The organism is Actinomyces acetigenes (assembly GCF_031296635.1).
Taxonomy (GTDB): Bacteria; Actinomycetota; Actinomycetes; order Actinomycetales; family Actinomycetaceae; genus Actinomyces; species Actinomyces acetigenes.
Genome location: NZ_JASPFC010000039.1, coordinates 1 through 22,603 on the forward strand (window position 1 = coordinate 1; position 22,603 = coordinate 22,603).

General features: G+C 71.2%; 17 protein-coding genes, 1 tRNA gene and 2 pseudogenes. 6 read left to right on the forward strand and 14 right to left on the reverse strand.

All coding sequences use genetic code 11. The annotated features are described in order from the left end of the window. Positions 1-203 precede the first annotated feature (203 nt). Positions 204-277: transfer RNA gene (locus tag RIV14_RS11725), tRNA-Pro, on the reverse strand. Positions 278-557: 280 nt separating this feature from the next. Between RIV14_RS11725 and RIV14_RS11730 the strand changes: the two genes are divergently transcribed. Then, a complete protein-coding gene (locus tag RIV14_RS11730) occupies positions 558-1,106 on the forward strand; it encodes an O-acetyl-ADP-ribose deacetylase (protein WP_075372422.1) in 549 nt (182 codons plus the stop codon). Positions 1,107-1,340: 234 nt separating this feature from the next. On the opposite strand, the gene RIV14_RS11735 is transcribed toward RIV14_RS11730, so the two are convergent. The 5 genes from RIV14_RS11735 to RIV14_RS11755 form a co-directional block, all read right to left on the reverse strand. Beyond that, on the reverse strand, positions 1,341-2,603 hold the full coding sequence (locus tag RIV14_RS11735; protein WP_081381837.1) for a VWA domain-containing protein: 1,263 nt from the start codon (positions 2,601-2,603) through the stop codon (positions 1,341-1,343). Next, positions 2,600-5,032, reverse strand: coding sequence for a DUF5682 family protein (locus RIV14_RS11740; protein ID WP_075372421.1), 2,433 nt, complete (start codon positions 5,030-5,032; stop codon positions 2,600-2,602). The genes RIV14_RS11735 and RIV14_RS11740 overlap by 4 nt, the downstream gene beginning before the upstream one ends. After that, positions 5,029-6,150 carry an ATP-binding protein gene (locus RIV14_RS11745; protein WP_256277337.1) on the reverse strand — a complete coding sequence of 374 codons (1,122 nt, stop codon included), beginning with the start codon at positions 6,148-6,150 and terminating at the stop codon, positions 5,029-5,031. Before RIV14_RS11745 ends, RIV14_RS11740 begins: the two co-directional genes overlap by 4 nt. Positions 6,151-6,228: 78 nt before the next feature. Continuing rightward, complete coding sequence (locus RIV14_RS11750; RefSeq protein WP_075372420.1) at positions 6,229-7,752, reverse strand: DUF5691 domain-containing protein; 1,524 nt, start codon at positions 7,750-7,752, stop codon at positions 6,229-6,231. Continuing rightward, the gene (locus RIV14_RS11755) at positions 7,749-9,092 is read right to left on the reverse strand and encodes an SWIM zinc finger family protein (RefSeq protein WP_075372437.1); all 1,344 of its coding nucleotides are present in this window, start codon (positions 9,090-9,092) and stop codon (positions 7,749-7,751) included. Before RIV14_RS11755 ends, RIV14_RS11750 begins: the two co-directional genes overlap by 4 nt. 112 nt (positions 9,093-9,204) lie before the next feature. Here RIV14_RS11755 and RIV14_RS11760 point away from each other — a divergent pair. Next, positions 9,205-9,381 (forward strand): annotated as a pseudogene (locus tag RIV14_RS11760) (SDR family oxidoreductase); the annotation flags it as partial. 123 nt (positions 9,382-9,504) lie between these two features. On the opposite strand, the gene RIV14_RS11765 reads toward RIV14_RS11760, so the two are convergent. Together RIV14_RS11765 and RIV14_RS11770 are read right to left on the reverse strand one after the other, a co-directional pair. Beyond that, entirely contained in the window at positions 9,505-10,491 is a 987-nt protein-coding gene (locus RIV14_RS11765; protein ID WP_075372419.1) for a metallophosphoesterase, read from the reverse strand. 51 nt (positions 10,492-10,542) lie between these two features. Continuing rightward, on the reverse strand, positions 10,543-12,630 hold the full coding sequence (locus tag RIV14_RS11770) for a transglycosylase domain-containing protein (RefSeq protein ID WP_075372418.1): 2,088 nt from the start codon (positions 12,628-12,630) through the stop codon (positions 10,543-10,545). Positions 12,631-13,146: 516 nt separating this feature from the next. Here RIV14_RS11770 and RIV14_RS11775 point away from each other — a divergent pair. Then, positions 13,147-13,482, forward strand: coding sequence for a WhiB family transcriptional regulator (locus RIV14_RS11775; protein ID WP_075372417.1), 336 nt, complete (start codon positions 13,147-13,149; stop codon positions 13,480-13,482). 58 nt (positions 13,483-13,540) lie between these two features. Next, the gene (sp36, locus tag RIV14_RS11780) at positions 13,541-13,732 is read left to right on the forward strand and encodes a Sp36 family protein (RefSeq protein ID WP_003787945.1); all 192 of its coding nucleotides are present in this window, start codon (positions 13,541-13,543) and stop codon (positions 13,730-13,732) included. 157 nt (positions 13,733-13,889) lie between these two features. Here the strand turns inward: sp36 and RIV14_RS11785 are convergent, their stop codons facing one another. After that, positions 13,890-14,567, reverse strand: a complete 678-nt coding sequence (locus RIV14_RS11785; protein WP_003787943.1) for a Crp/Fnr family transcriptional regulator — start codon at positions 14,565-14,567, stop codon at positions 13,890-13,892. A gap of 251 nt (positions 14,568-14,818) precedes the next feature. Here RIV14_RS11785 and nth point away from each other — a divergent pair, with 251 nt between their 5' ends. Further along, positions 14,819-15,580 carry an endonuclease III gene (nth, locus tag RIV14_RS11790; RefSeq protein WP_256699282.1) on the forward strand — a complete coding sequence of 254 codons (762 nt, stop codon included), beginning with the start codon at positions 14,819-14,821 and terminating at the stop codon, positions 15,578-15,580. Between the two features lie 108 nt (positions 15,581-15,688). On the opposite strand, the gene RIV14_RS11795 is transcribed toward nth, so the two are convergent. From RIV14_RS11795 to RIV14_RS11815, 5 genes are all read right to left on the reverse strand, one after another. Continuing rightward, a complete protein-coding gene (locus tag RIV14_RS11795) occupies positions 15,689-16,597 on the reverse strand; it encodes an alpha/beta fold hydrolase (RefSeq protein WP_075372416.1) in 909 nt (302 codons plus the stop codon). Between the two features lie 564 nt (positions 16,598-17,161). Continuing rightward, positions 17,162-17,485: a branched-chain amino acid transporter permease gene (locus RIV14_RS11800; RefSeq protein WP_075372415.1), complete on the reverse strand. Its 324-nt coding sequence runs from the start codon at positions 17,483-17,485 to the stop codon at positions 17,162-17,164. After that, the gene (locus tag RIV14_RS11805) at positions 17,485-18,276 is read right to left on the reverse strand and encodes an AzlC family ABC transporter permease (RefSeq protein ID WP_428978883.1); all 792 of its coding nucleotides are present in this window, start codon (positions 18,274-18,276) and stop codon (positions 17,485-17,487) included. The genes RIV14_RS11800 and RIV14_RS11805 overlap by 1 nt, the downstream gene beginning before the upstream one ends. Then, the gene (locus RIV14_RS11810) at positions 18,269-21,196 is read right to left on the reverse strand and encodes a hypothetical protein (RefSeq protein WP_256699280.1); all 2,928 of its coding nucleotides are present in this window, start codon (positions 21,194-21,196) and stop codon (positions 18,269-18,271) included. Before RIV14_RS11810 ends, RIV14_RS11805 begins: the two co-directional genes overlap by 8 nt. A gap of 92 nt (positions 21,197-21,288) precedes the next feature. After that, entirely contained in the window at positions 21,289-22,227 is a 939-nt protein-coding gene (locus RIV14_RS11815) for a hypothetical protein (RefSeq protein WP_256695074.1), read from the reverse strand. Between the two features lie 124 nt (positions 22,228-22,351). Here RIV14_RS11815 and RIV14_RS11820 point away from each other — a divergent pair. Continuing rightward, positions 22,352-22,603: pseudogene (locus RIV14_RS11820) on the forward strand (hypothetical protein); the annotation flags it as partial.

The following is a 22,603-nucleotide window of genomic DNA, read 5'->3' on the forward strand; positions in this document are numbered from 1 at the left end:
GGGTTCAGTGTACGAACTCGCGACCTACCCTACGAACGCGAGGCGCTCGCTCAATGGACTAAGGGTTATCGGCGTGAACGTGGTGCTTTAAGATCTGACTTTACGTTGGAATAACAACTGAAAGTCGGGGTGCTTAGGCCTTCGGCCTTTCGACCCTCTCCTCCTCGGACGTCTCACGAGCAAGCTCGCGGACGTCCTCGTCGTCGGGGTGGCGGGATTTGAACCCACGACCTCTTCGTCCCGAACGAAGCGCGCTACCAAACTGCGCCACACCCCGTGTGCAGCAGGCGACAGCATAGCCTCCACCCACCGCGGGGAGGAAATCGGATCGGCTGAGTCCTCTGTCACGTCGATGTTCGCTCCCTGTCGGAACCCGGTTGGCTCGAGACGCCCACCGTGCCAGGCTGCTCACGGCCGGTCCGCCTGCTGGCCCGCACCCCGGAGCACCCTGAGCGGTCCAGGCCCCGTCATCCTCGGGCCCCATCCCGCCCGTGAGGCGCACGGGCTGACAAGACGGAGGACACCCGCCGAGCACCCGCCGTAGACAAGGAGCTCCCATGCGCATCGAGGCCGTCGTCGGCGACATCACCACCGAGAAGGTCGACGCCATCGTCAACGCCGCCAACAGCACCCTCCTGGGCGGAGGGGGAGTCGACGGCGCCATCCACCGCGCCGCCGGCCCCCGCCTGCTCGACGCCTGCCAGAAGGTGCGCGACACCGAGCTGCCCGACGGCCTGCCGGTCGGCCGAGCCGTGGCCACCCCCGGCTTCGACCTGCCCGCCGCCTGGGTCATCCACACCGTGGGCCCCAACCTCCACACCGGCGAGGACGACCCCGCCCTGCTGCGCGCCTGCTTCGACAGCTCCCTGGAGCTCGCCATCCAGCTCGGCTGCACCGGCATCGCCCTGCCCGCCGTCTCCGCAGGCGTCTACGGCTGGCCGATCACCCAGGTCGCCGAGATCGCCGTGGCCCGGGCGCGCGCCGTCGAACAGCTCTCCCGAACCGATCCCGACGCCGTCGGCCGCCTGGGACTCATCCGCTTCGTCCTGTCCTCGCAAGTCAACCACGAGGCCTTCGCCCGCGAGCTCGCGCGCACCGAGGCCTGAGGCGCCGACCCGCATCCAACGCGGGGGGCCATCCTGCGCGTCGGGGGGCGGTGGGTTCTGGTGGTGGATGCACCACTCGTAGAGGGGTGTTTTATGTTTGGGACTGGGGTTAGTCAGGGGGCGTCGCGATGCGGTGGCGCGTGTGGTGGCTGGTGAGTCGGCTTCGGCGGTGGCTCGAGATCTGGGGTACCGGCCGTGGGACGCCCCGCCCGTACTGGGACGCTGCCGGCCGGTTCAGGCGCCCTCGGCCTGCGCAGCCGCCTGCTCATCAGCCCACCGGTCCAGGTCCTCACCGTGGATCGCGGCCGCCAGCAGACCCGGGAAGGCGTCCGGCGTGCACCCGAAGGCCGGCACCCCCATCGCGGCCAGCCGCTTGGCGACGTCGTGGTTGTAGCTGGGGACGCCGTCATCACTCAGGGCGAGCAGCACAACGACCTGCACCCCGCTTCCCAACAGTTCCCCTACCCGTCCCAGCATCTGCTTCGGGTCGGAGTCGTACAGGTCGCTGATGAGGATGAACACCGAGTCCGCCGGCCGCGTGATCGTCTGCCGGCAGTACTCGACGGCCGGGGAGGTGTTCGTGCCGCCGCCGAGCTGGGTCCCGAAGATGACGTCGACAGGGTCTGACAGCAGCGGCGTCAGGTCCGTGACAGCGGTGTCATAGGCAACCAGCGTGGTACGCAGTGAACGGATCGAGGCCATGACCGCCGCCATGATGGAGGCGTAGATGACCGAGGAGGACATAGACCCGGACTGGTCCATGCAGATGGTGAACTCCTTCTGAATACCCCGATGGCGTCTGCCGTGCCCCACGAGCCTCTCCGGGATGACCGTGCCCAGCTCCGGCACGTAGTTCTTGAGGTTCGCGGCAATGGTCCGGTTCCAGTCGATGTCGGCCAGCTGGGGCCGCGAGGTCCTCCTGGAGCGGTCCAGCGCACCGCGCACCGACTGCTGAAGCCGGTCGGCGATCCGCTCCTCCACCTCCTTGACGACCTTGTCGACGACCGTGCGCGCCGTCGCCTTGGCCTCCTGAGGAATCATCTCCGACAGGGTGGCCAACGTCGCCGCCAGGTGCACGTCGGGCTCCACGCCCTGGAGCACCTCGGGCTCCAGCAGGAGAGTCGTGAGCCCCAGGCGGCCAATGGCATCGGTCTGCATGACCCGCACGACTCGTGAGGGGAAGTACTTGCGAATGTCCCCCAGCCAGCGAGCCACATGGGGCGCGGAGCCGCCCAGGCCCCCGCGCTCCTTGTCCTGCGGGTCGACGTCGTACAGGTCCGCCAGTGCCGCGTCCATCGCCCTGTGGCCCTCCGACAGGGAGGTGGAGTAGCCACGCGCGTCCACGCCCAGGGCCAGGCGCCAGCGCTGCTCAATCGTGGTGGGCTCGACGTCGGCCCGGTCGGCCCGGTCGGCCTGGCTGGCCGGGTCCGCTGAGACTGCCTGGCCGGTGTGCTGCTCCGGCTGGTTCTCGTCGTCGGTGCGCTCGCACGCGGTCATCGGGTACCTCCCAGGATCATGCTCACGGTGTCCAGAACCGCCTCGACGTCGTCGAAGGCCTCTTCTACCGGGCCGTTCCCGTCCGGGGTGGGGGACCCGAGGTCCCGGATCTGCCGGGCCAGGTCCGTCTTCTGAGGGCTCGGCCACTGGCCGAAGGCTCGTCGCAGCGCGGGCAGGACGTCGACGAAGGCTTGGTCCCCGATGCGCGCCAGCCACTCGTTGAGCACCTCAAGCAGGGTGTTGTCATAGCTGAGCAGGAGGATGTCCCCCGCGAGGAAGCCCTCGATCCACTCGGCCTGTTCCTCGGCCTGCGTGCCCTGTGACAGCGCCCGGGACAGCCTCGAGGCGGCGTCGTCGCGGTCCAACTCCCCGGCGTCCAGGAGCATCCGGGTGATGCGTCCGGCCAGCAGACCCGGCAGGCTCCGGGTGGCCAGCGCGGAGCGCAGCGCACCGTTCCACAGCGTCGCGGCCTGCTCGTCCAGGAGACCGATGACGTCCTGGACCTCGTCGATCGTCGTACGCAGCGTGCGGGCCACCTGGGCATCCACGTTCGCGGCCGCCGCAGGCATCCCCGCGCACCCGCGCACCAGGACGGCTCGGGTCACCGCCTCCAGACTGGAGGCGTCCGTGCCGCGCACGTCCCCGTAGCGCTGGGAGCGGGCCAGGGCCGGCACCGAGCCCAGCAGCCGGACGATATCCATCTCGCGGGCCGCCTGCTCGTCGAGGATTCCCAGCAGCGTGGGCACGACCTCGGACAGACCGGCCGTCAGCGCCTTCTCCACCGACCTGGTCACCTGCGGCAGGGAGTCGGTGGCGCCCAGCAGGGCGTTCCCGGCGGCGGAGGCCACTGTGGTGCCGAAGGCCGCGGCCTCCACCACCTGCACGGACATCTCCGGGTCCCACTCGAGCTCCCAGACCTCCTTGAAGGTGCCGCTCGAGGCCACCCGCTGCCGTCTGCCCCAGGTGATCCCCAGAATCTCCAGGCGTCGCAGCAGCTGGGACTTGGCCAGGTCCCGCGGCTTGCGCAGGTCCAGGGAGAGTGTCTTGGGAGCCGCCGCGAAGGCCATGCGCAGGCTCTTGGCGGTCGAGCGCAGATCGGCGTCCAGGGGGACCATGGGGACGCCGTCGGGCACGCTGCCGAGCGCCTCGCCGATGAGAACCTCACGGGTCGCGGCGGCTGCCCGCACCGTGCTGCCATCGCACATGACCGACAGGACCGCTTCGCTCAGCTCGTCGAGACCGGCCATGGGGCGCCCGCGCAGCGCGGCGAGACTCTGGGCCAGCCGCGCCGCCTCAATGATGTGAGCCGAGGAGACCGGCAGGTCCTGACGGCGCAGCGACGCGGCCACCTGCGTCAGCCAGCGCACGACCGGCCGGTCCGGTGCGGTGAAAAGCAGGTGGTACCAGCCCGGCGACTCCACCCCGGCGCTGTAACCGCTGCCCCCGGCCAGACGCTGGTGCGTCCACGGCACCCAGGTCAGCGACGTCCTGGCCTTCGCCATGCCCTTGAGCCGGGCGTTGTCCTGGGCGACCTTCGGCGGCCTGCCGGCCAGCGCCGGGGCGTGCCACGCCCCGCACACGACGGCGATCCGCTCGTGGCCCGCCCTTTTGGCCGCCCGGAGAACCTTGCGCATATGCGCCTCGCGGCGCAGCGTGGCCTCGTCGGTCTCTGGGGAGGCCTCCCGCAGGAGCCCGATCGCCTCGGTCAGTGCGTCGAAGGGGTCGCCCTCCATACGCAGCTCGACGACGTCCTCCCACCAGGCCTCCGGGTCCTCGTAGCCGGCCAGGCGCGCCAGCTCCGCGATCGGGTCGGTCCGCACCGGCTGGGCCGTGTCCCGGGCCGCGACGTCCGCGCCCTCCGATCTGCTATCCGCTGGGCTGTCCGTCCCCTCCGAGCCGCCCGAGTCGCTTGGGTCTTCCGAGCAGGCCGCATCGTCGACGAGCCCCTCAGTCTCCACCTCGTCCTCGGCTCCGGCCTCGGCGTCGGCCTCCGACCGGGCCCGGTCCCGTTCGGCCTTCCGGGCGGCCAGGACGGCGGCAGCCGGCAGATCCATGAAATGGGCCTGCGCCCCGTGCGTCACCGCCCAGGACAGCGCCTGCCACTCGGGGGAGAAGACAGCCATCGGCCAGAAGGAGGCCTGCGAAGGATCGGTGTTGTCCCAGGCGAGCAGGGCCACCGGCGGCTCCAGCCCTCGGCCCGCCCACTCGATGAGACCATCGGCGTCTGCCGGCCCCTCGATGAGGACGCAGTCGGGCCGGTAGTCCTCCAACACCGTGGCCAGGGCCCGTGCCGAGCCCGGACCGTGGTGACGGATCCCCAGGACCCGCACAGGTGGGCGCGGGTCCTCGGCCCCGGTTGCAGTGCCGCCTGCGGACTCGGCCTCGGCTCCGACGTCGGCCCCGGAGCTGAGCCCTGCGCCGACGGTCACTGCCCGACCTCATGGCAGGCGCGGTAGAAGTCCGACCAGTCGCGGCGCTCGCGCACCACAGCCTCCAGGTACTCCGACCACACCACCTGATCAGCCACCGGGTCGCTCACCACCGCCCCGAGGATCCCGGCGGCCACGTCCGAGGGCCGCAGGACGCCGTCGCCGAAGTGGGCGCTCATGGCCAGACCGTTGGTGACCACCGAGATCGCCTCCGCCGTGGACAGGGTGCCCGACGGCGACTTCAGGCTCGTGCGTCCGTCCTCCGTCACACCCTGGCGCAGCTCGCGGAAGACGGTGACCACCCGACGGATCTCCTCCAGGGCGCCCTCCGCGGCAGGCAGCTGGAGCGCAGAACCGAGGTCCTCCACGCGGCGAGCAACGATGCTCACCTCCTCCTCCGCCGAGGCCGGCAGCGGCAGCACCACCGTGTTGAAGCGGCGGCGCAACGCCGCCGAGAGGTCGTTGACGCCGCGGTCGCGGTCATTGGCGGTGGCGATGAGGTTGAAGCCCCCGTGCGCCTGCACCTCGGTGCCCAGCTCCGGCACCGGGAGGGTCTTTTCGCTGAGCACCGTGATGAGGGCGTCCTGAACGTCGGAGGGCATGCGGGTGAGCTCCTCGACCCGGGCGATCCGGCCCGTCCCCATGGCCGTCATGATGGGGGAGGGGACGAGTGCCGCCTGTGAGGGGCCCTCGGCCAGGAGCCGGGCGTAGTTCCAGCCGTAGCGCACCGCCTCCTCCGAGGTGCCCGCCGTGCCCTGAACCAGGAGCGTGGAGGTGCCGCAGATCGCCGCGGCCAGGTGCTCGCTCACCCAGGACTTCGCCGTTCCCGGCACCCCCAGAAGGAGCAGGGCCCGGTCCGTGGCCAGGGTCGCCACGGCTACCTCGATGAGACGCCGATTGCCGACGTACTTCGGGGTGATGACGGTGCCGTCCTCCAACGTGCCGCCCATGAGGTAGGTGACCACCGCCCAGGGTGAGAGCCGCCAGCTCGCCGGCCGGGTGCGCTCGTCAAGACGTGCCAGGGCGGCGAGCTCCTCGGCGTAGCGCTGCTCGGCGTGCGGGCGCAGCAGGGGCGCGTTGTCAGTGCTGGTCTGATCCATGGTCTGGGTGCTGGTCACGGGAGCTCCTCGGTGGCTGATGGGCGGGTGGTCGGCGGACGGTCGGGAAGAAACAGGGCATGGGGCTTTACGGTGCGGCTAGGACGGCGGAGTGCGCAGAGCCTCCAGCCGGAGTCTCAGACGCAGCCCTTCGACGGCGTCGGTCACGAAGGCCGGCGCTGAGTCGGGACGGGAGACCTCCTCCATCAGGGCCAGTGCCTCGGGCAGGACCGCCGCGTGGCAGGAGACCGGCAGCCTGGTGGTCTCCTGGGTGGTCCAGTAGCCGATGTCCTCGGGTCGGCGCGAGCCGAGGGCGGACCGGAGGAAGGAGACCATGCGGCGCGAGTGCTCCGCGGAGTAAGGGCGCGGCCAGAAGCGGCGCATGTCGGTGAAGCGATCGAGATCACCCCGCTTGAAGGCGTCGGCCGTGCAGGCCTCGATGAGGGCGCCACTTTCACGGCGGTCCGCGGTGAACAGGGCACTGCTCAGATCCAGCGGCTTGCCCTCGAAGGTCACCTCGGCCTCGAGGAGCTGACCGGCGGACAGCCCGATGAGAGCCGGCCAGCGGTCGATCGGGACGCGTCCGACCACCTCCTCCAGCAAAGCAGGAGGGTGTCCGGCAGCCGCTCTCCTGGCGGCCGGTGGGCCGACGTCGACTCGGGAGGGGTCTCCGGTGCCGCGCTCCCCGTACTCGTCACGCAGGACCTCGTCGGTCACCTCGATAGGTCGGCAGTCCACCCGGGGGGTGCGCAGAAACCGCTTGGTGACGCTCATATGCGAGGCGGCCAGGGCCTCGGCGCGCTGGACCAGGCCGGATTCGGGCAGATGGAGGAGCACCTGGGCCGCCGCCTGGCGCACCCCTCCGGAGCGGTCCGTGATGGCCATCTCCAGCAGAGGCAGGTCCGCCTCTCCCAGACCGGTGGCCAGCGCCTCGACGATCCCCTCGCGGGCCTCGGCCTTCTCCTTCTTCCATGACGCCACCATGAGGGCCCGTGCTGCAGCCGGGTCCTGGGCGCGCAGCCGCCTGAAGTAGGCGAGCCGCTGGGCGGTGGTGCCCAGTCTCCACACGGAGTCGTCCCCGGAGCCGCCGCCGGGCAGGGACACCAGGGGCTCGACCCGCTTGCCCCACACCGGATGCTCGCGGAGCACCGCTGCGGCGCGTTCGTCGATGACGTCGAGGACCGCCTCGCGCTCCTCGTGCCTGTAGGCGGTCTCATTGAGGACGCGCACGAGGAGCGGGGCCGGCAGCCTCCAGCCGCAGTCGGCCACCAGCCCCAGTGCGGTGGCCAGCAGCTGCTGCTGGGGCTTGCTGGCCAGGATCTGCTCGAGGACGGGGCGCAGCGCCTGCGGCGCCAGGGGGCGCGACGACGTCGGCCAACCGGTGTCCCGGGCGGCGGAGGAGGGGACCGAGGGGATCGTGGCGCGGTGCACCGCACCGTAGGCGGCGGCCGCGTCCAGGAGCACACTGGTGCCGTCCGCCGCGTCGCCCGCATCCCCACCCTCTGTCTTCTCCTGCTGGGCGGGGAGGGCTTCGGCGACGGCTCTGGGGAGGGCCTTCGAAGAGAAGGGTCTCGCACGTGTTCCGATGACGGCGGCTTGGGACAACCGGGGCAGGTCACTCACAGGGCACGCACCTCTCCGTCGGTGACAACACTCAGAGCCCGCAGGCCCGCGGGCGACAGCTCACCGGCAACTGTGACCTCGTCACTGTCGGCCAGAAGCGGCAGAACCCATCGGGCGTCGTCGGGCACGACGAGCGGCAGCGCCCCGTCTGCGTCCCCCAGTGCCGGCTCACCGTTGCCGAGCAGACGGAAGCGCCCTGAGACCAGCACTGGTATGGCTTCCACCCACGGGTCCGCGGCGACAGCACGCCTCCAGGCGTCCCGAGCGGACGCCGTCCCTGAGGGCTCGGGCACCCAGCCGGTCACGGGCTGCGAGGGCTGCTCATCGGACAGGGCCACGCGCAGCTGGCCGCGCCCCGGGTAGAAGTGCGCGACGGCGTCGAACCGGGTCCCGGGAACGACAGTGGTGGAGAAACCGCCGGAGACGGGGGCGAAGGCGAGGATGAGCGCCCAGCGCCGGGTGGTCGTGCCGTAGAGCCACAGGCGGCGCTCGGCGAGCCTGCCCTCCACGGTGTCCCGGCCGGCCACGACCACCCAGGTGTCACCGACGCCGGGCGAGGCCAGGACGTCCTCGGTACGCACGGTGATCCCTACGTAGGAGTGGACAGTGGCCCTCAGGTCGTCGGGCAGCTGCTCACGGCGGGTCCAGGCCCGAATGAGCAGGTGGAGCAGCCCGAGCCCGTCGACCAGTCGCTCGGGCCAGTTGGGGGAGGAGTCCGTCAGTCGTGACAGGGCCGTCAGGCGCCGGGCGACTCCGGGGGCTTGGGCATCGACCATGCGGGAGGCGAAGGCCGTCAGCTGCTTGGGGCGCTGGGTCGAGCTGTTGGCCAGCCCTTGGTGGAACTGGTCGGCCAGCCACCGCTCCAGGTCCGCCAGCCCCTCGGTGATGCGCCGTTCGCGGGTGCGAGCTCGAGCCGCGGCGCTCTTTGCGGAGGCGGCTGCCCGGGCCGGGGCCTCGGGGTGGTCCGCGGACTCCTGCCGCGCGGCCTTCTGCTGGGCCCGCTTGGCCCGGCCCTCCAGCCACTCGGCGGCGAAAGCCTCCGGCTCCCCGCCAGCCACCTGGCCCTGACTCCACAGGTGCAGCAGACCGACGGCGTGCTTGCAGGGGAACTTGCGGCTGGGGCAGGAGCACTTGAAGGCCGGACCGGACAGATCCACGCACACCCGGTACGGCTTCTTGCCCGACCCTGAGGCACTTCCCCACACCAAGGCCTCGTGCACGCCGGTGTCGGACCACTTGGTGGGCGAGGCCAGCTTGAGGCCGGCCGTGGCAACCTGCTTGTCCGGTGCCAGCGCGGTGACCTGCTCGGTGCTCCAGGGCACGATGGTCGGTGAGCTCATGAGGCCGAGGATAGGGCAGGGCGGTGACACCGATGAGCCCTCTTTCGCGGGAATCTCGATGACGCGCCTGGGGAGTCCTTCCCATGGTGCCCGCTCTTCTACACTCACCTGCATGACCACCGACGCTCACCACGGACACGCCTCCACCGCTCCGGGCGGCCCCAGCAGCGCCGCCGGTCCTAGCGGCCCCGCCGGACGCGACCCCCTGCCCTTGGCGGGGCGCACCGTCCTGGTGACGGGGGTCAGCCGCCGCATCGGCATCGGCCACGCCATCGCCTGCCGCGCCGCCGCCGGCCCTAACACTTCGACCAAAACTTCATAGAAGACGCGGCTCAGCGTCGATTTTGAAGATTCTGTCGAAGTGTTAGCGGGGCACTGAAGTGCCGCGGCAGAGCGCTGGGGGCACTCCGCCTCAGGCCGGCAGCAGGCGCAGCAGCGTGGCCTCGGGCCGGCAGGCCAGGCGCACGGGCGTGTAGGGGCTCGTGCCGAGCCCGGCGGAGACGTGCAGGTACATGTGGTCGGCGGCCCGCGGGTCCCCGAGCCGGCCGGGCCACTGTGACAGGCCCGAGGCGCGCCCCCGGTCCAGGTCGCAGTTGGTCACCAGCGCCCCCACCCCGGGCACGCACAGCTGCCCGCCGTGGGTGTGCCCGGCCAGGACCAGGTCGACGTCGTCGGCCGACATCGCCTCCAGGACCCGCCGGTAGGGGGCGTGCGTGAGCCCCAGCCGCAGAGCCCGGCCCTCGTGGTCGCGGATCGCCGGCAGGGAGGTGGCCGAATCCGCTGAGCCGGCTGCCTCCGGGACGGGCAGGACGTCGCGGTTGGCGTGCGGGTCGTCGACGCCGACCAGGTCGATGCGCCGCCCGCGCACGGTCAGCCAGCCGCGCCGGTTGGTCAGGTCCACCCAGCCGCCGGCGGCCTGCAGGTCACGGACCTCCTCCCAGGGCAGGGCCTCGATGTCCTCGTCGCGCACGAGGCTGGAGGCCTTGCGCGGGTCCCGGTGCAGGTATCGCGTCGGCAGGCGGAAGACGGTGGAGCGGTAGTCGTGGTCGCCCATGACGAAGGCCCCAGGCAGACTCGTCAGCGGTTCGAGCGCCCGCCGTAGCGGCTCCAGCCCGGATGCCAGGGAGAGGTTGTCGCCGGTGTTGACGACGACGTCGGGCTGCAGCTGCGCCAGCTGGCGCACCCAGGCGACCCGCGCCTCGGTGCGGCCCGTCAGGTGAAGGTCGGCCAGGTGCAGCACCGTGAGGGGCTCCTCGTCGGCGGCGAGCACCGGCACATCGATGCGCCGCAGTACGGGGCGCCTGGCCTCAATGAGGCTGTAGGCCAGCGTGGCCGCCCCCAGAGCGGCGGTGGTGCCGACGACGGACAGGGCGGTGCGGCCGGCAGGGCAGGGCGTCATGGGGAGTCGGGTCCTCTTCTGTGCAGTTGTCGTTCTCGCGGGGAGAGCCGCTCACCCGTGAGAGGGAATGGGCAGGACCGGGTCGTTGCCCACGGCCTGAGACATGTAGTCGCGCCACATCGGCACAGCCAGGTCGCTACCGTACATGATGCCAATGTAGTGCGGGCCGATCTGCTGGTAGTTGAGGGTCCTGGGGCTGCCGGCGTGACCGATCCAGACGGCGGTGGCCAGCTGCGGGGTGAAGCCGACGAACCAGGCGTCATTGTTGTCATCCGTGGTTCCGGTCTTGCCGCCGATCGGTCGGCCGAAGACGGCTTGCTGAGCCGTTCCGCCTCTCTGTGACGTGGCGGTCAAGGTGGTCGCCGTCAGGTCCGCGGCCCCCTGGTCCATGGCCTGGGTGCAGTTGGCGCTGGGCACGGCCATGGAGGTGCCGCTGGCGTCCAGGATCTGGTCGATGGCGATGGGCTTGCAGTACTTGCCGCCGGCGGCGAAGGTCGCGTAGGCGTTGGCCATGCTCAGGGGCGGCACGTTCTGCGAGCCCAGCACGATGGAGGGGCGGGGGTCCAGCTGGGTCCCGTCGGCCTTCGTCACTCCGATAGAGGCGGCGAAGCTGGTGACGTCGCAGACGTTGAGGCGGCTGAGCATCTCGGCGTAGGCGACGTTGATGGACAGCTTCGTGGCCTCGGTGACGTTGGTGGCGCGGTTGAGGGAGGGGTCAACGTTCTTCGGGGCCCAGGTCGGGTCGTTGTTCTCCGGGGCGCAGGGGATGTCCCAGCGGAAGGTTCTGGGGACGGCACTGAGCCTGGCGCTGGCGGAGTTCCCGTTCTTGAACCAGTCGGCCAGAATGAGGGCCTTGAAGGTGGACCCCGGCTGGAAGCCGACGGTTCCGTCACTGAGCTCGATGCCGCCGTGCTTGGCGTCCGCGGCGTAGACGAGCTGGGTGTCGGTGCTGTCCGGGCCGCCGGCGCCGTAGTTGCTGTTCTGGGCCAGCGCCTGGATCCGGCCCGTGCCGGGCTCGATCGAGACGATGGTCGTGTCGGTTCCCGAGGGGTCGCCGGTGGGGACATTGGACTGGATGACGCTGTCCGCGGCGCTCTGACGCTGAAGGTCCAAGGTGGTGGTGATCTTCAGGCCTCCGCGTGTCAGGAGCTGGCGGCGGGAGGCGATATCAGGCCCGAAGTTCTCCGACCCGAGGATCTCGTTGACCACGTAGGTGCAGAAGTAGGCGGCGCTTCCCGCAGCACCGCATCCGGCCGGGGATTCCGAGACGTGCAGCATGCTCTCGATCGGGGTGGCGACGGCCTCGTCGTACTGCTGCTTGGTGATGAACTTCTCCTCCAGCATCTTGGAGAGCACCCAGTTCATGCGGTTCTTGGCCAGCTCCGGCTGGGTGACTGGGTCGTAGGCGCTGGGGGCGTTGGTGGTGCCGGCCATGAGGGCGGCCTCGGCCACCGTCAGATCCTTGGCCGACTTGCTGAAGTAGTGCCGGGCGGAGGCCTCGACCCCGTAGGTGGAGGGGCTGAAGGCGGCAATGTTGAGGTAGCCCTCGAGAATCTGCTGCTTGGAGTACTTCTGCTCCAGGCTGAGGGCGAACTTCATCTCCCGCAGCTTGCGGGCCACGGTGCTTTCGGTGGCGTCCTTGATGATCTTGTGGTCATCGTTCTTCAGGCCGGTCTCGATGAGCGTGTTGCGCACGTACTGCTGGGTCAGCGTTGAGGCGCCCTGACGCGAGCCGCCTGCGTTGTTGGACACCAGGGCTCGCACCATGCCGGTGGGGTCAACGCCCTGGTGCTGGTAGAAGCGCTGGTCCTCGACGGCGACGATGGCGTTCTGCATGTTGACCGAGATCGAGCTCAGAGGCACCACGATGCGGTTCTCAGCGTAGAACTTGGTGATTTCGGTGCCGTCGGCTGCCAGGAGGGTGGAGATCTGGCTGGGTGGCTGGATGTTGAAGTCGCTGGGGAGCTCTTCGAAGAGCTCGGCCGACGCCTTGGTCAGCGCTGCCGTGGCGCCCACGAAGGGGACAGCGAAGCCCGCTGACAGGACGCCGCCGACGCACGAGAGAGTCAGGAAGACCACGAGCATCGAGACGACCTGGGGTGGTGTCAGTGAGCGCCCGCGCGCAGAGGATTTCGCCATGGCGCCAGCCTACGTGGAATCGCCTGGAGGATGCAGTGGCGTAGACCCTCTTCGGGCTGGGAAGACCCTTAGAGGCCGGCTCGGTGCCTCCCGTTCGGCGGGGCTGCGGGGTGATTCGACGTCGCGGCGAGCGCTCGGTGGCAGGGCGCTCGGCCACATAGCGAGACAACTCTGACACTCAGATAATTCTTAGGAAATATTCAGGCGAGAGTCACGGTGGCATCACGATCCCTTGAGGAGGGGTGCGGCTCGGGCGCCGCCTGACATCCGTGAGAACTGGATTCCCCAGCCGTGGGAAAGGTAAGGCGGGCGGCGGGCTCGACGCCCAGCAATCGGCTCGCTATCAGAGAACTCCCCTTGTTTGCGCTGATCGTCGGTACGTTGTCGGGGGCTCGCGGGGATCGGATTGCCCGGGTCACAGGGTGAGGATTTGGTGTGTGATGCTCGGTTGCCATACGGTAACGACTGTGACGTGACCGACAACGGCGTCGGCCGTTGAATGGATCGGGAGTGAGCATGATTCAAGACGACCAGACCTGGGCGGCCCAAGCGGCCTGCGCCGCCGTCGAGCCTGACCAGCTCTTCGGCAAGGGCGCTGAGCAGCGCGACGCGAGATCACTGTGCTTCGCATGTCCGGTTCGCATGGAGTGCCTGGCCGAGGCGCTCAACTCCGAGTCCAGCTTCGGCGTCTGGGGCGGACTGACCGAGCGGGAGAGGCGGGCGCTACTGCGACGCTTCCCCGAGGTCGACGACTGGGGTCGGTGGCTCGAGCGCGAGGATGACGAGCTCGTCGCCGAGATTCACGCCCGTCGCGCCCCCCGCATCCTGGCCCGGGTGCGCTGCGCCTCCTGAAGGCTGTCCCCGCGTTCCGGGTTTCCGGCGCCTGGCGGCGAGTCCTAGGCTGAGGCCCATGACTGCATCTTCTGAGCCCGTTTCCGCCGCGCCGACCACCTGGGAGTACGTCACCGTCCCCCTCATCACCCACGCCACCAAGCAGATCCTCGATCAGTGGGGCGCTGACGGCTGGGAGCTCGTCCAGGTCGTGCCCGGTCCGTCCGGCACGGACAACCTCATCGCCTACCTCAAGCGCCCCCGGTCCTGACGGGCCGCTCGGCGGCGCCAGCGCGCACGACGGCCGCGCCTGCGGTCCGGTAGTCCCGGCCGCAGGCGCGGCATTGTCTGTGACGTTGATGCGGACGTCAGCGCTCGGCGGTTCGTCCGGTGCGCTGTGCTGAGGGCTCGCGACCCGAGGCGGGACCTCAGCGGGCGCGACGGCGCAGGCGGTCGACGTCGAGCAGCGTGACGGCCCGGCCCTCCAGGCGGATCCAGCCGCGGGAGACGAACTCGGCCAACGACTTGTTGACCGTCTCGCGCGAGGCGCCCACCAGCTGGGCGAGCTCCTCCTGGGTGAGGTCGTGGGGAACGTGGACGCCGTCGTCGGTGGGTGAGCCGAAGCGGTCGGCCAGGTCCAGCAGGGCCTTGGCCACGCGGCCGGGCACGTCGGAGAAGACGAGGTCCGCCAGCGCGGTGTTCGTGCGGCGCAGGCGCTGGGCCAGGGCGCGCAGCATGTCCTTGGCCAGCTGCGGGTGGGACTCCACGAAGGTCATGAGCTGGTTGTGGTCCAGCGTCAGGAGCTCGGTAGGGGCCACGGCGGTCGCGGTGGTGGAGCGCGGGCCCGGGTCGAACAGGGTCAGCTCGCCGACGATCTCGCCGGGGCCGAGCACCGCGAGCAGGTTCTCGCGGCCGTCGGCGCTGGCGTGGCCGAGCTTCACCTTCCCGGAGAGGAGAATGTAGAGGCGGTCGCCTGAGTCGCCCTCGTTGAAGAGGGTCTCGCCACGGCGCAGAGTCGTCTGCGTCATCATGGCGCGCAGTTCCTCCTGCTCCTCCGGGCTCAGGCCCTCGAAGAGCGGGATCCTGGAGATAATGCTGTCTTCCACGGAGATCCTCCTGGTGGTTAGGGGGCTGGCATCCCGCATGCGGGAGCCCTCGGGTCTATCCTGCCACGGCTTGTGACCTGTGGCACGCCGTCGAGCATTGTAGCCTCCGTGTGTTGCAGGTCAAAAGGAAGTGAGCAAAATCGGGTGCGTCGTGTGACACGGTCCTATCCGTGAGGTTGCGGGTCGGCGGCGGGATCGACTGCAATGGCGGTCTTCAAAGGACGGCCCGCTCTGAGGGCGGATCGGGGCTGGTGGCGCCGGTGACGCCGCCGATGAGATCGCGGAGAGAGGACAGAGAGGACACAGTGCGCAGGGCAGTGAGTAGTGAGGTCGAGGCGGCCGGGACGGCGACCGAGGTTGCCGAGGCGGAGACCCTGGATGAGGCGGCTCGGCGGGCGGGCGCCGTCGACGATGAGCTCATAGCCCTCTACCCCGACGCCGCCTGCGCCCTCGACCACGACGGTCCCTTCCAGCTGCTCGTGGCCACCGTCCTGTCTGCCCAGACCACCGACGCGCGCGTCAACACGGTCACCCCCGAGCTCTTCGGGCGCTATCCCGACGCCGCCGCCCTGGGGACCGCCCGGCGCGAGGACCTCGAGGCGATCCTGCGGCCCCTGGGCTTCCAGCGTGCTAAGGCCGGCCACCTGCTCGGCATCGGGCAGGCGCTTACCGAGCGCTTCGAGGGGCGGGTGCCGCGCAGCCGAGAGGAGCTGGTGTCCCTGCCGGGAGTGGGGCGCAAGACCGCCAACGTCGTGCTCGGCAACGCCTTCGCACAGCCCGCCATCACCGTGGACACCCACGTGGGGAGGCTCTCGCGCCGCCTGGGGTGGACGACGTCGAAGGACCCGCTGCGGGTGGAGAAGGACATTGCGACCCTGTGGGAGCCGTGGCGCTGGACTGACGGCTGCCACCGGCTCATCGAGCACGGGCGCCGGGTGTGCTCGGCCCGCTCGCCCCGCTGCGGCCAGTGCGCGCTGCTCGAGGCCGGGTTGTGCCCGCAGGTGGGCGTCTGAGGGCCGAGCCTGTGCAGGCCGACGCTGGGCCGACGCCGAGCCGGGCATTTTTCGCGTAGCCCAACAGAAAAACGGTAGGGCTACGCGAAAAATGCCCGGCTCGCGGCATCAGGCGGAGGTGGGTGGGGTGACGTCGGCCAGGAAGGGCAGCAGGGCCCGGACGAACCCGGCCGGGGTCTCCTCCTGAGGGAAGTGGCCGGAGCGGTGGACCGTCACCTGACGCAGGTTGCCGGCTACGCGGTGGGTGTCGCGCGCGTAGGCCTGGGCGGGCTGGACCGGGTCGAGCTCGCCCTGCACCGACAGGACGGGCACCGTCACCGGCTTGTCCAGGGCCGCCGTCTCCGCCCGGGACAGCACGAGGTTGCGCAGCGGCTCCAGGGCGCTGCGGGCGGCGCCGGGTCGGGACAGGAGCTCGGCATAGTAGGGAGCCTCCTCGGCCACCGCCTCGCGCGTGAGCGGCCCGGCCCAGGAGCGCAGCAGGCCCTCCAAGGCGCTGCGGCTGCGCAGGCGGCGCTCGGCCAGCCCCGGGATCTGCAGGCTCACGTACTGCAGCGCCGGCCCGGACAGCGCCCGGGCTCGCAGTGAGCGCAGCGCGAGCGGGTGGGGGGCGCCGACCGGGACGATCGCCGTCGTCAGGTCCGGGGCCAGGTGCGGCAGCGCCCAGGCGACCTGGCCGCCGAGCCCCGCGCCGACGACCACGGCCCGCTCATGTCCCAGAGACCGGACCACGGCGGCCAGGTCCTGGGCAAGCGTCACCAGGTCATAGCCCGACGGCGGCCGGTCTGAGCCGCCGAAGCCGCGCAGGTCGAGAGCCGCCACGCGGTGCCCGGCCTGCGCCAGGGCGGGGATGACGTGGCGCCAGGTCCACCAGCACTCGGGGAAGCCGTGCACCAGGAGGGTGAGGGGGCCGGCTCCGGCCGGGGCCTCGGGGCCCGCCAGCGCGACATGGAAACGGGTGCCGCGGGCGGTGAGGTTGCGGTGGGTCCAGGGGCCGGGGCGGTTGACGTCAACAGGCACGCCCGCAGCCTACTGGTCGGCGCCCCGTACCGGCGACGGGGCCGCCTGCCGGAGACATTCTGCGCGCCTGGGTGCGTGTCGTCCCTGGCGGGGACAGGACGCGCGTTCGGGGACTGGAATTCGGCCCCCGGCGGCGTCGATTGTCCCCGTCTGTACCGGAATGTCCCCGACGGCGCAGGATGTCCCCGTCTGTGGAGCCAGGCAGTCCTCGATACGACCCGTCCCCGGCGGCGCGCCGGCTGCGCTCCGTCTCCGCCCCTCTCCCGTACGTCCACGACGCCGCCGGAGGCAGGGAATGTCCAAAACGGAGACAAAGGCCGCGACGAGGCGGAGAACAAGGAAAGAAAACCGCATGATTCCGCGGTTCAGGTAATGGTGTGAGCGTCTGGATATCCTCTTTGTCACCGATTTGGACACGCAGCGGGACGAACCGGCTCCCGGAGCCGTGCCGGAGCTGGAGGTCGGGCTCGATGCCGCTGCTGATCACGGATTGAGGGGCCGGGGCAGCCCAGCAGGGAGGTCGTCAGCGGGCGTTGGTGGAGGTGTCGCAGATGAGGGGCAGGGTCAGCCCAGCAGGAGGCTGAGGGCCACGTACACACCGGTGCCGCCGATGAGTGACAGCCCGATGGAGCGCCGCCACAGGTGCAGGCCCGCCGTCGCCCCGATCCCGCAGGCGGCCGGCAGCCAGCTCGACGGCGACAGGCTCACCCCGCCCAGCGTGTAGGCCACCAGGACGATCATGACCCCCAGCGGCATCGCCCGGGACAGGAAGGCCAGCAGCGCACTGTCCTGACGCCCGCGCAGCAGCACGAAGGGCGCAATCCGGCACACGAAGGTAATGACGGTAACGACCACGACGGCGACCGCGATCTGCGGGTTGGTGAGCATCAGTCGGCCCTCCGCCCCGGCTCCGGCGCGCTCGTCCCGGGGCGGCGGCCGCGCCAGGCGTACAGCCCCACCAGGCCGACGGCGAGGATCACCAGCGCGGTCAGCAGCGCCGCCGAGCCACCGATCGCCAGGCCGATCCCGCCGGCCACCAGCCCCACGCACAGCACTCCGATGTCGGGGTGATTGCGCCAGTTCTCAATGGCCAGGACCACGAACAGGGAGGTAAGCACGAAGCCGAGCAGCTCGATGCGCTCACCCACCACGGAGGCCAGCGCGGTGCCGGCCAGCGCACCGATGGTCGTGCCCGACACCCAGGAGGCGTGGCTGATCGCCTCCACGCCCACCAGGTAGCGCCCGCTCATGGCCCGCCGGTCGCGCGCCGCCAGCAGCGCGTAGACCTCGTCGGTGATCGCGTGGACGGCGTAGAGGCGCGTGAGCGCCCTGCCCCGCACCCGCTCCAGGGGGAAGCCCAGCCCGTAGAAGACGTGCCGGCCCGAGACGAAACCGGTGGACAGGGCGATGGTCGCCAGCGGCTCGCCGCCGCCGGCCAGCGGCACCAGCAGCATCTGCATGGTCCCGGAGTAGATGACCAGGCTCCACACCGGCGCCCACCACCAGGCCAGGCCCTCGGCGACCAGCAGCATCCCGGCCGCCAGCCCCAGCGTCACGTATCCGACGACGATCGGCACCGCGTCACGGGCCGCATCGGCGAGGGTCTGCATCCGTCGAGCCGACGGCGCTCCTGTCCCTTCCGTCCCGGCGGGCGGCGGGGCGGCGTCGGGCTCAGTCACGCGGGCCGCGGACGTCGTCCTGCGTGCGCTGCCCGGCCCGGCGAGCCAGGTGGGCGACGACGGCGACCATGATCGTGAGCACGCCCATGAGGATGAAGCGGCCGGAGAGGCCGTCGTCCATGACGTAGGTGGACAGGGCCTTGCCCAGGTCGGAGTGGGCCTGGAGCCGATCGACCGTGGGCCCCAGGATCGACTTGGTGACCCCCGGCGTGAGGACGAAGGGCAGACCGATGACCGTGCTGATGGCGCCGACGACGAAGGCCCCCAGCGAGGAGCGCGAGATCATGAACAGGGCGGCGGCGCAGGCCGCGGTCCCACCCAGGATCTCCAGCGCGCCCATCGGGGAGGCGGCCGCCGGCCAGGCCGAGGGGTTACCGCCGGTCAGGGTGGCGGCGCCGTCGTGCACGAGGAACCAGGCCAGAGGGAACAGGACGATGGCGACGAGTACTCCGGCCCAGTGGGTCTCGACTCGCGAGCCCGGGGCGCTCAGCGCGCTGGCGCCCTTGAGGAGGATGGAGTCGTCATCCTCGTCGGCACCGGTCATGGCCATGGCGGCCTGCCGGGCCCGCGAGCGGCCGCGCTCCTCCGGGTCGTCACTCTGCCCGGCGTCGGCGCTCGCGGACAGTCCCCGGGCGGTGGGGGCGGTTGGGAACCAGTCGGGCGTCTGCTGCGGGGAGGGGGCCGACGGCGAGGCTGTCGGCGTCGGGCGGTAGTCCCGGGCGCTCGCGGAGGCGGGGGCCTCGGGGTGGAGGTCGGAGAGCTCGATGTACGGGGACGAGACGGCTCGGGGCGCCGACTCGGTGGAACGCGCCGAGGGGGCGCTGGCGGCGGAGCCCGTCCGGGCCAGCTGGGCCGCGGGGGTCGCCGGCCAGGACGGGGCAGAGGGGCGGTTGTCCGCCGCAGCGCTCACCGGCGCCGCCGGGGCCGCTGACTCCGGTGCCTCCGGCTCGGCCGGAGACGCCACTGATGGTGACGGGGCGGCCGACGGGGCGGCCGGCGTCGTCGTGGCCGCTGACGGCGCGGAGGAGGTCGGGAAGGCCGCAGGGGTGGCGGGAGCCTCAACGGGCACGAAGCCGTCACCGGTGTCGTCGACGTCCTCATCGTCCTCACGGTCATCGACGGCGGCTGTCGAGACGGGCACCGAGGCGGCTGCCGGCTGCGCAGCCTCCTCGACAGCGTTCTCGGCATCGTCCTCGATCTCCTCGTCGGTCCCGGCCACCTGCTCGGCCTCACCGACCTCGCTGGCCTCGTCGTTGTCCGCGTCGAGCTCGCCGTCGAAGTCCTCGATGTTGTCGGTGTCGTCGGCGTCGGTGATGTCGTCGATGTCGGTGATGCTGTCGATATTGGTGTTGTCAGTGTCGTCCACGCCCGCCGCGTCATCCGTGGTGCCGGTTGCGGTGGAGGGGGTCTGCGGGGTGGCGCCCGTGATCTCGTTCGAGGCTCGAGCCGCACCGGTGGCCACCGAGACGGGTACGGCCCTCACGGCGGGGGAACCGGTCACGGGGGCGGGAATCACCGGGGACGCGGGGGCGAGGTCGGCCTCTGCCTCAGGGGCGTCGAGGTCATCGGTCTCGGTGGGCTCCTCCGGCTGGGACGAGTCCTCGAAGTCATCGAACTCTTCAAGGTCTTCGAAGTCTTCGAAGTCTTCGAAGTCCTCAGTCTCGAAGAGGCTCTGCGGCGCCGCGGGAGCCTCGGCGGTATCGGCCACGGGCGCGCGTCCCTGACTGTCCGCGGCCGCTGTCGTCGTCGGCACTGCGGCGGACGCTGTGGTCGGCTGGCTGGCCGGATGGCTGATCGGCCGGCTGGCTGGCCGGATGTCCGGTGCGCCTGCCGACTGACGGGTGGGCTCGGTGCTCACTGCCGGGGCCTCGTCCTCGTCGTCCACCGCGGCGGGCGAGGGCACCTCCGGGGCGGAGCCGGCGGAGCTGCTGAGGGCTGCGGTCGTGCTGGCTGTGCTGGCTGTGTTGGTCGTGCTGTTGGCGGTAGCTGCGGTGGCTGCTGGAGGCGTTGCCGCTGTTGCGGCCGAGTCCTGAGGCTCCTCGGAGCGGGTGGGCTCAGGAGCCGTGGGCGCCGTGGTCTGTACGGCGACCTGGGTGGCGCCGGCCTCAACAGTCTCAGCACGGGCTTTCGGGGCACCGGCGACCTCGGGGGCCGCCGGCTCGGTCGTGGCCTCCGTGGTGGCCTGGGCCGCGTCGGCGACCGGTGCCGGCTCCTCTACCTCGCCGGGCTCCGACGACGGCGGAATCGACCGCGGCATGCCATTGGCCGCAGTGGCCCTGATGGCCGTCTCCACGACTGCGTCGTCGACGGTGGGACGCAACGGGGCCTGGACGGGGCGGTCGGCCGGGAGGTCTCCGCCGTGAGGGTCCTGGTGCACCAAGGACGTCGGCTCCTCGGAAGGAGCGCCGGTGTCCTCAGCCGCTTCATCGGCTGTGTCCGTGGCTGTGCCGGCGACCACCCGGGCGGTGTTCGCGGCAGTCTTGGCGGCGGTCTTGACGGTTTCGACGGCCTGGGCGGCGCGGCTCCCGGAGGCGGCGAAGGGCGCCTGCTCGCGGAGGTTCAAGGTGTCGGCCTCGTCGTCAGCGGCCGCTGCTCCTGCCTCGCCGGCCCCGTCATCGGCTGTCTCTGCCTCATCGGCGTCGGCGGCACTGACCTGAGCGGCCTCGCCGTCCTGGACCGCCGTTGCCCGAGGCGCGGGAGAGGCGGCCTGGGAGACCTGGGTGACCTTGCCGACGAGGCTCGCGAGGGAGGCCGAGCCCAGGGCCTCATCGGCCAGGTTGACCGTCGCCTCTCCCGAACGGGGATCCGTGGCCGGTGTCCGCGTTGTGGGTGTCGACGCCGCCTTTGAGGACGGGGCGACGTCGTCGGAGGGGACGGGTGGTGCCTGCGGCGCGGTGCGGTCTGTGTTGTCGGTGCTCACGAGGTCTCCTTACGCATGCACACGGTAGTAGTAGGGCGGGGATACCGGAAGGGACCGGTCAACTCCGGGACACGGAGTCGGGCATGGGACCCTCAGACGCCGGATCGCAGCCTGGCCAGCGCGTTGGCACGGCCCTGCCGGCGAGCCACATGTGCCCCCCAGCCGATCGCCATGAGCTCGATGCCGGTGGCGGCGAGCACGACGGCGTTCGGGCCGTACGGCAGGAGCCTGGAGACCAGATGGCCGCCAGGGATCATATCGTTACTGAGCGCGGGCACCGCCGCAAGAACGAGAACGGGGCCGGTCACGCGCGCACCGAGGGTGGAGCGGGCCGTTGAGGCGCCGGCTGCGGCCAGGGCCAGGAAGGAGACGAGGACGGCCGCCAGCAGCAGCGGCCCGGTCTGGACGCCGGGGGCGACTGCCCGCAGGTAGGCACGCGGCAGCAGGAAGGCCGCCAGCGCCAGCCCGCCGATGACCCAGGGCAGGGACAGGAGGTGATCGCGACGGCGCGAAGGCGGCGGCGTCGGAGTGGAGCCCACGGTCCGGTCGGCCTCGGTGAGGCGGAAGGCGGCGTGCCCCTGGGCCTGGCCGGCGCGGCGGGCCAGACGCATCCCCCAGGAGCCGCCCAGCCACAGGCCCGCCAGGACCAGCATGAAACCAGTGCTGACGAGCCGCTGCAGCCAGGGCTCGGTCAAGGAGGCCGCGTGAATGGGGGCCAGGAAGACCATCGACTGGGCGGTCAGCGCGGTCAGCCCCGTGGCGAGCGCGCCCAGCGAGGAGCGACTGGCGAACAGCACGGCGGCGGCCGAGGAGAGCAGCAGGAGAGCGCCGAGCAGCAGGCTGGTACGCAGTACCGAGGTCTGGTCGGCGGTCAGGCCCAGGAGGGCGGAGGCACCCAGGGCGAAGAGGACTCCGACGACGGCGGTGAGCACGTAGTCGGGGCGGCGACTGCGCGGTGGCCGACCCGATGCTCCAGGGGTCGCGGGCGGCGGGCCGGAGCCCGGGGCGTGATGGGAGGGGGAGTCACTCACCTGATCGAGTCTAGGGGGTGCGCTCGCCTCGTGCTGGTTTCGTCGGGATGCGGGGCCTCAGGCCGACTGACGGTGCCTGTGGCCGGCGGTGACCGCGGTGTGCCACAGTGGGGGCGTGGTGCGAATGTCTGTGGGAATCGGGCCGTCGGAGCCGGGCGGTCTGAGGGGGCCCGGAGGTCAGGGTGTGGCGGGCCGGCCCGGCGTGTCGACCGGAGGGTCGAATACCGGTGGGGTCGGTGCAGGCGCGGAGGCTGACTCGCCCGCCGACGGCGCCCCCTCGCCCGAGGATCCTGCGCTGGAGGCGCTCCGGGCCGTGGCCGCCGACGAGCGGGTGCGCGCCGCCGAGGCGGCGGTGCGTGAGGCCTGTTCCGAGCTG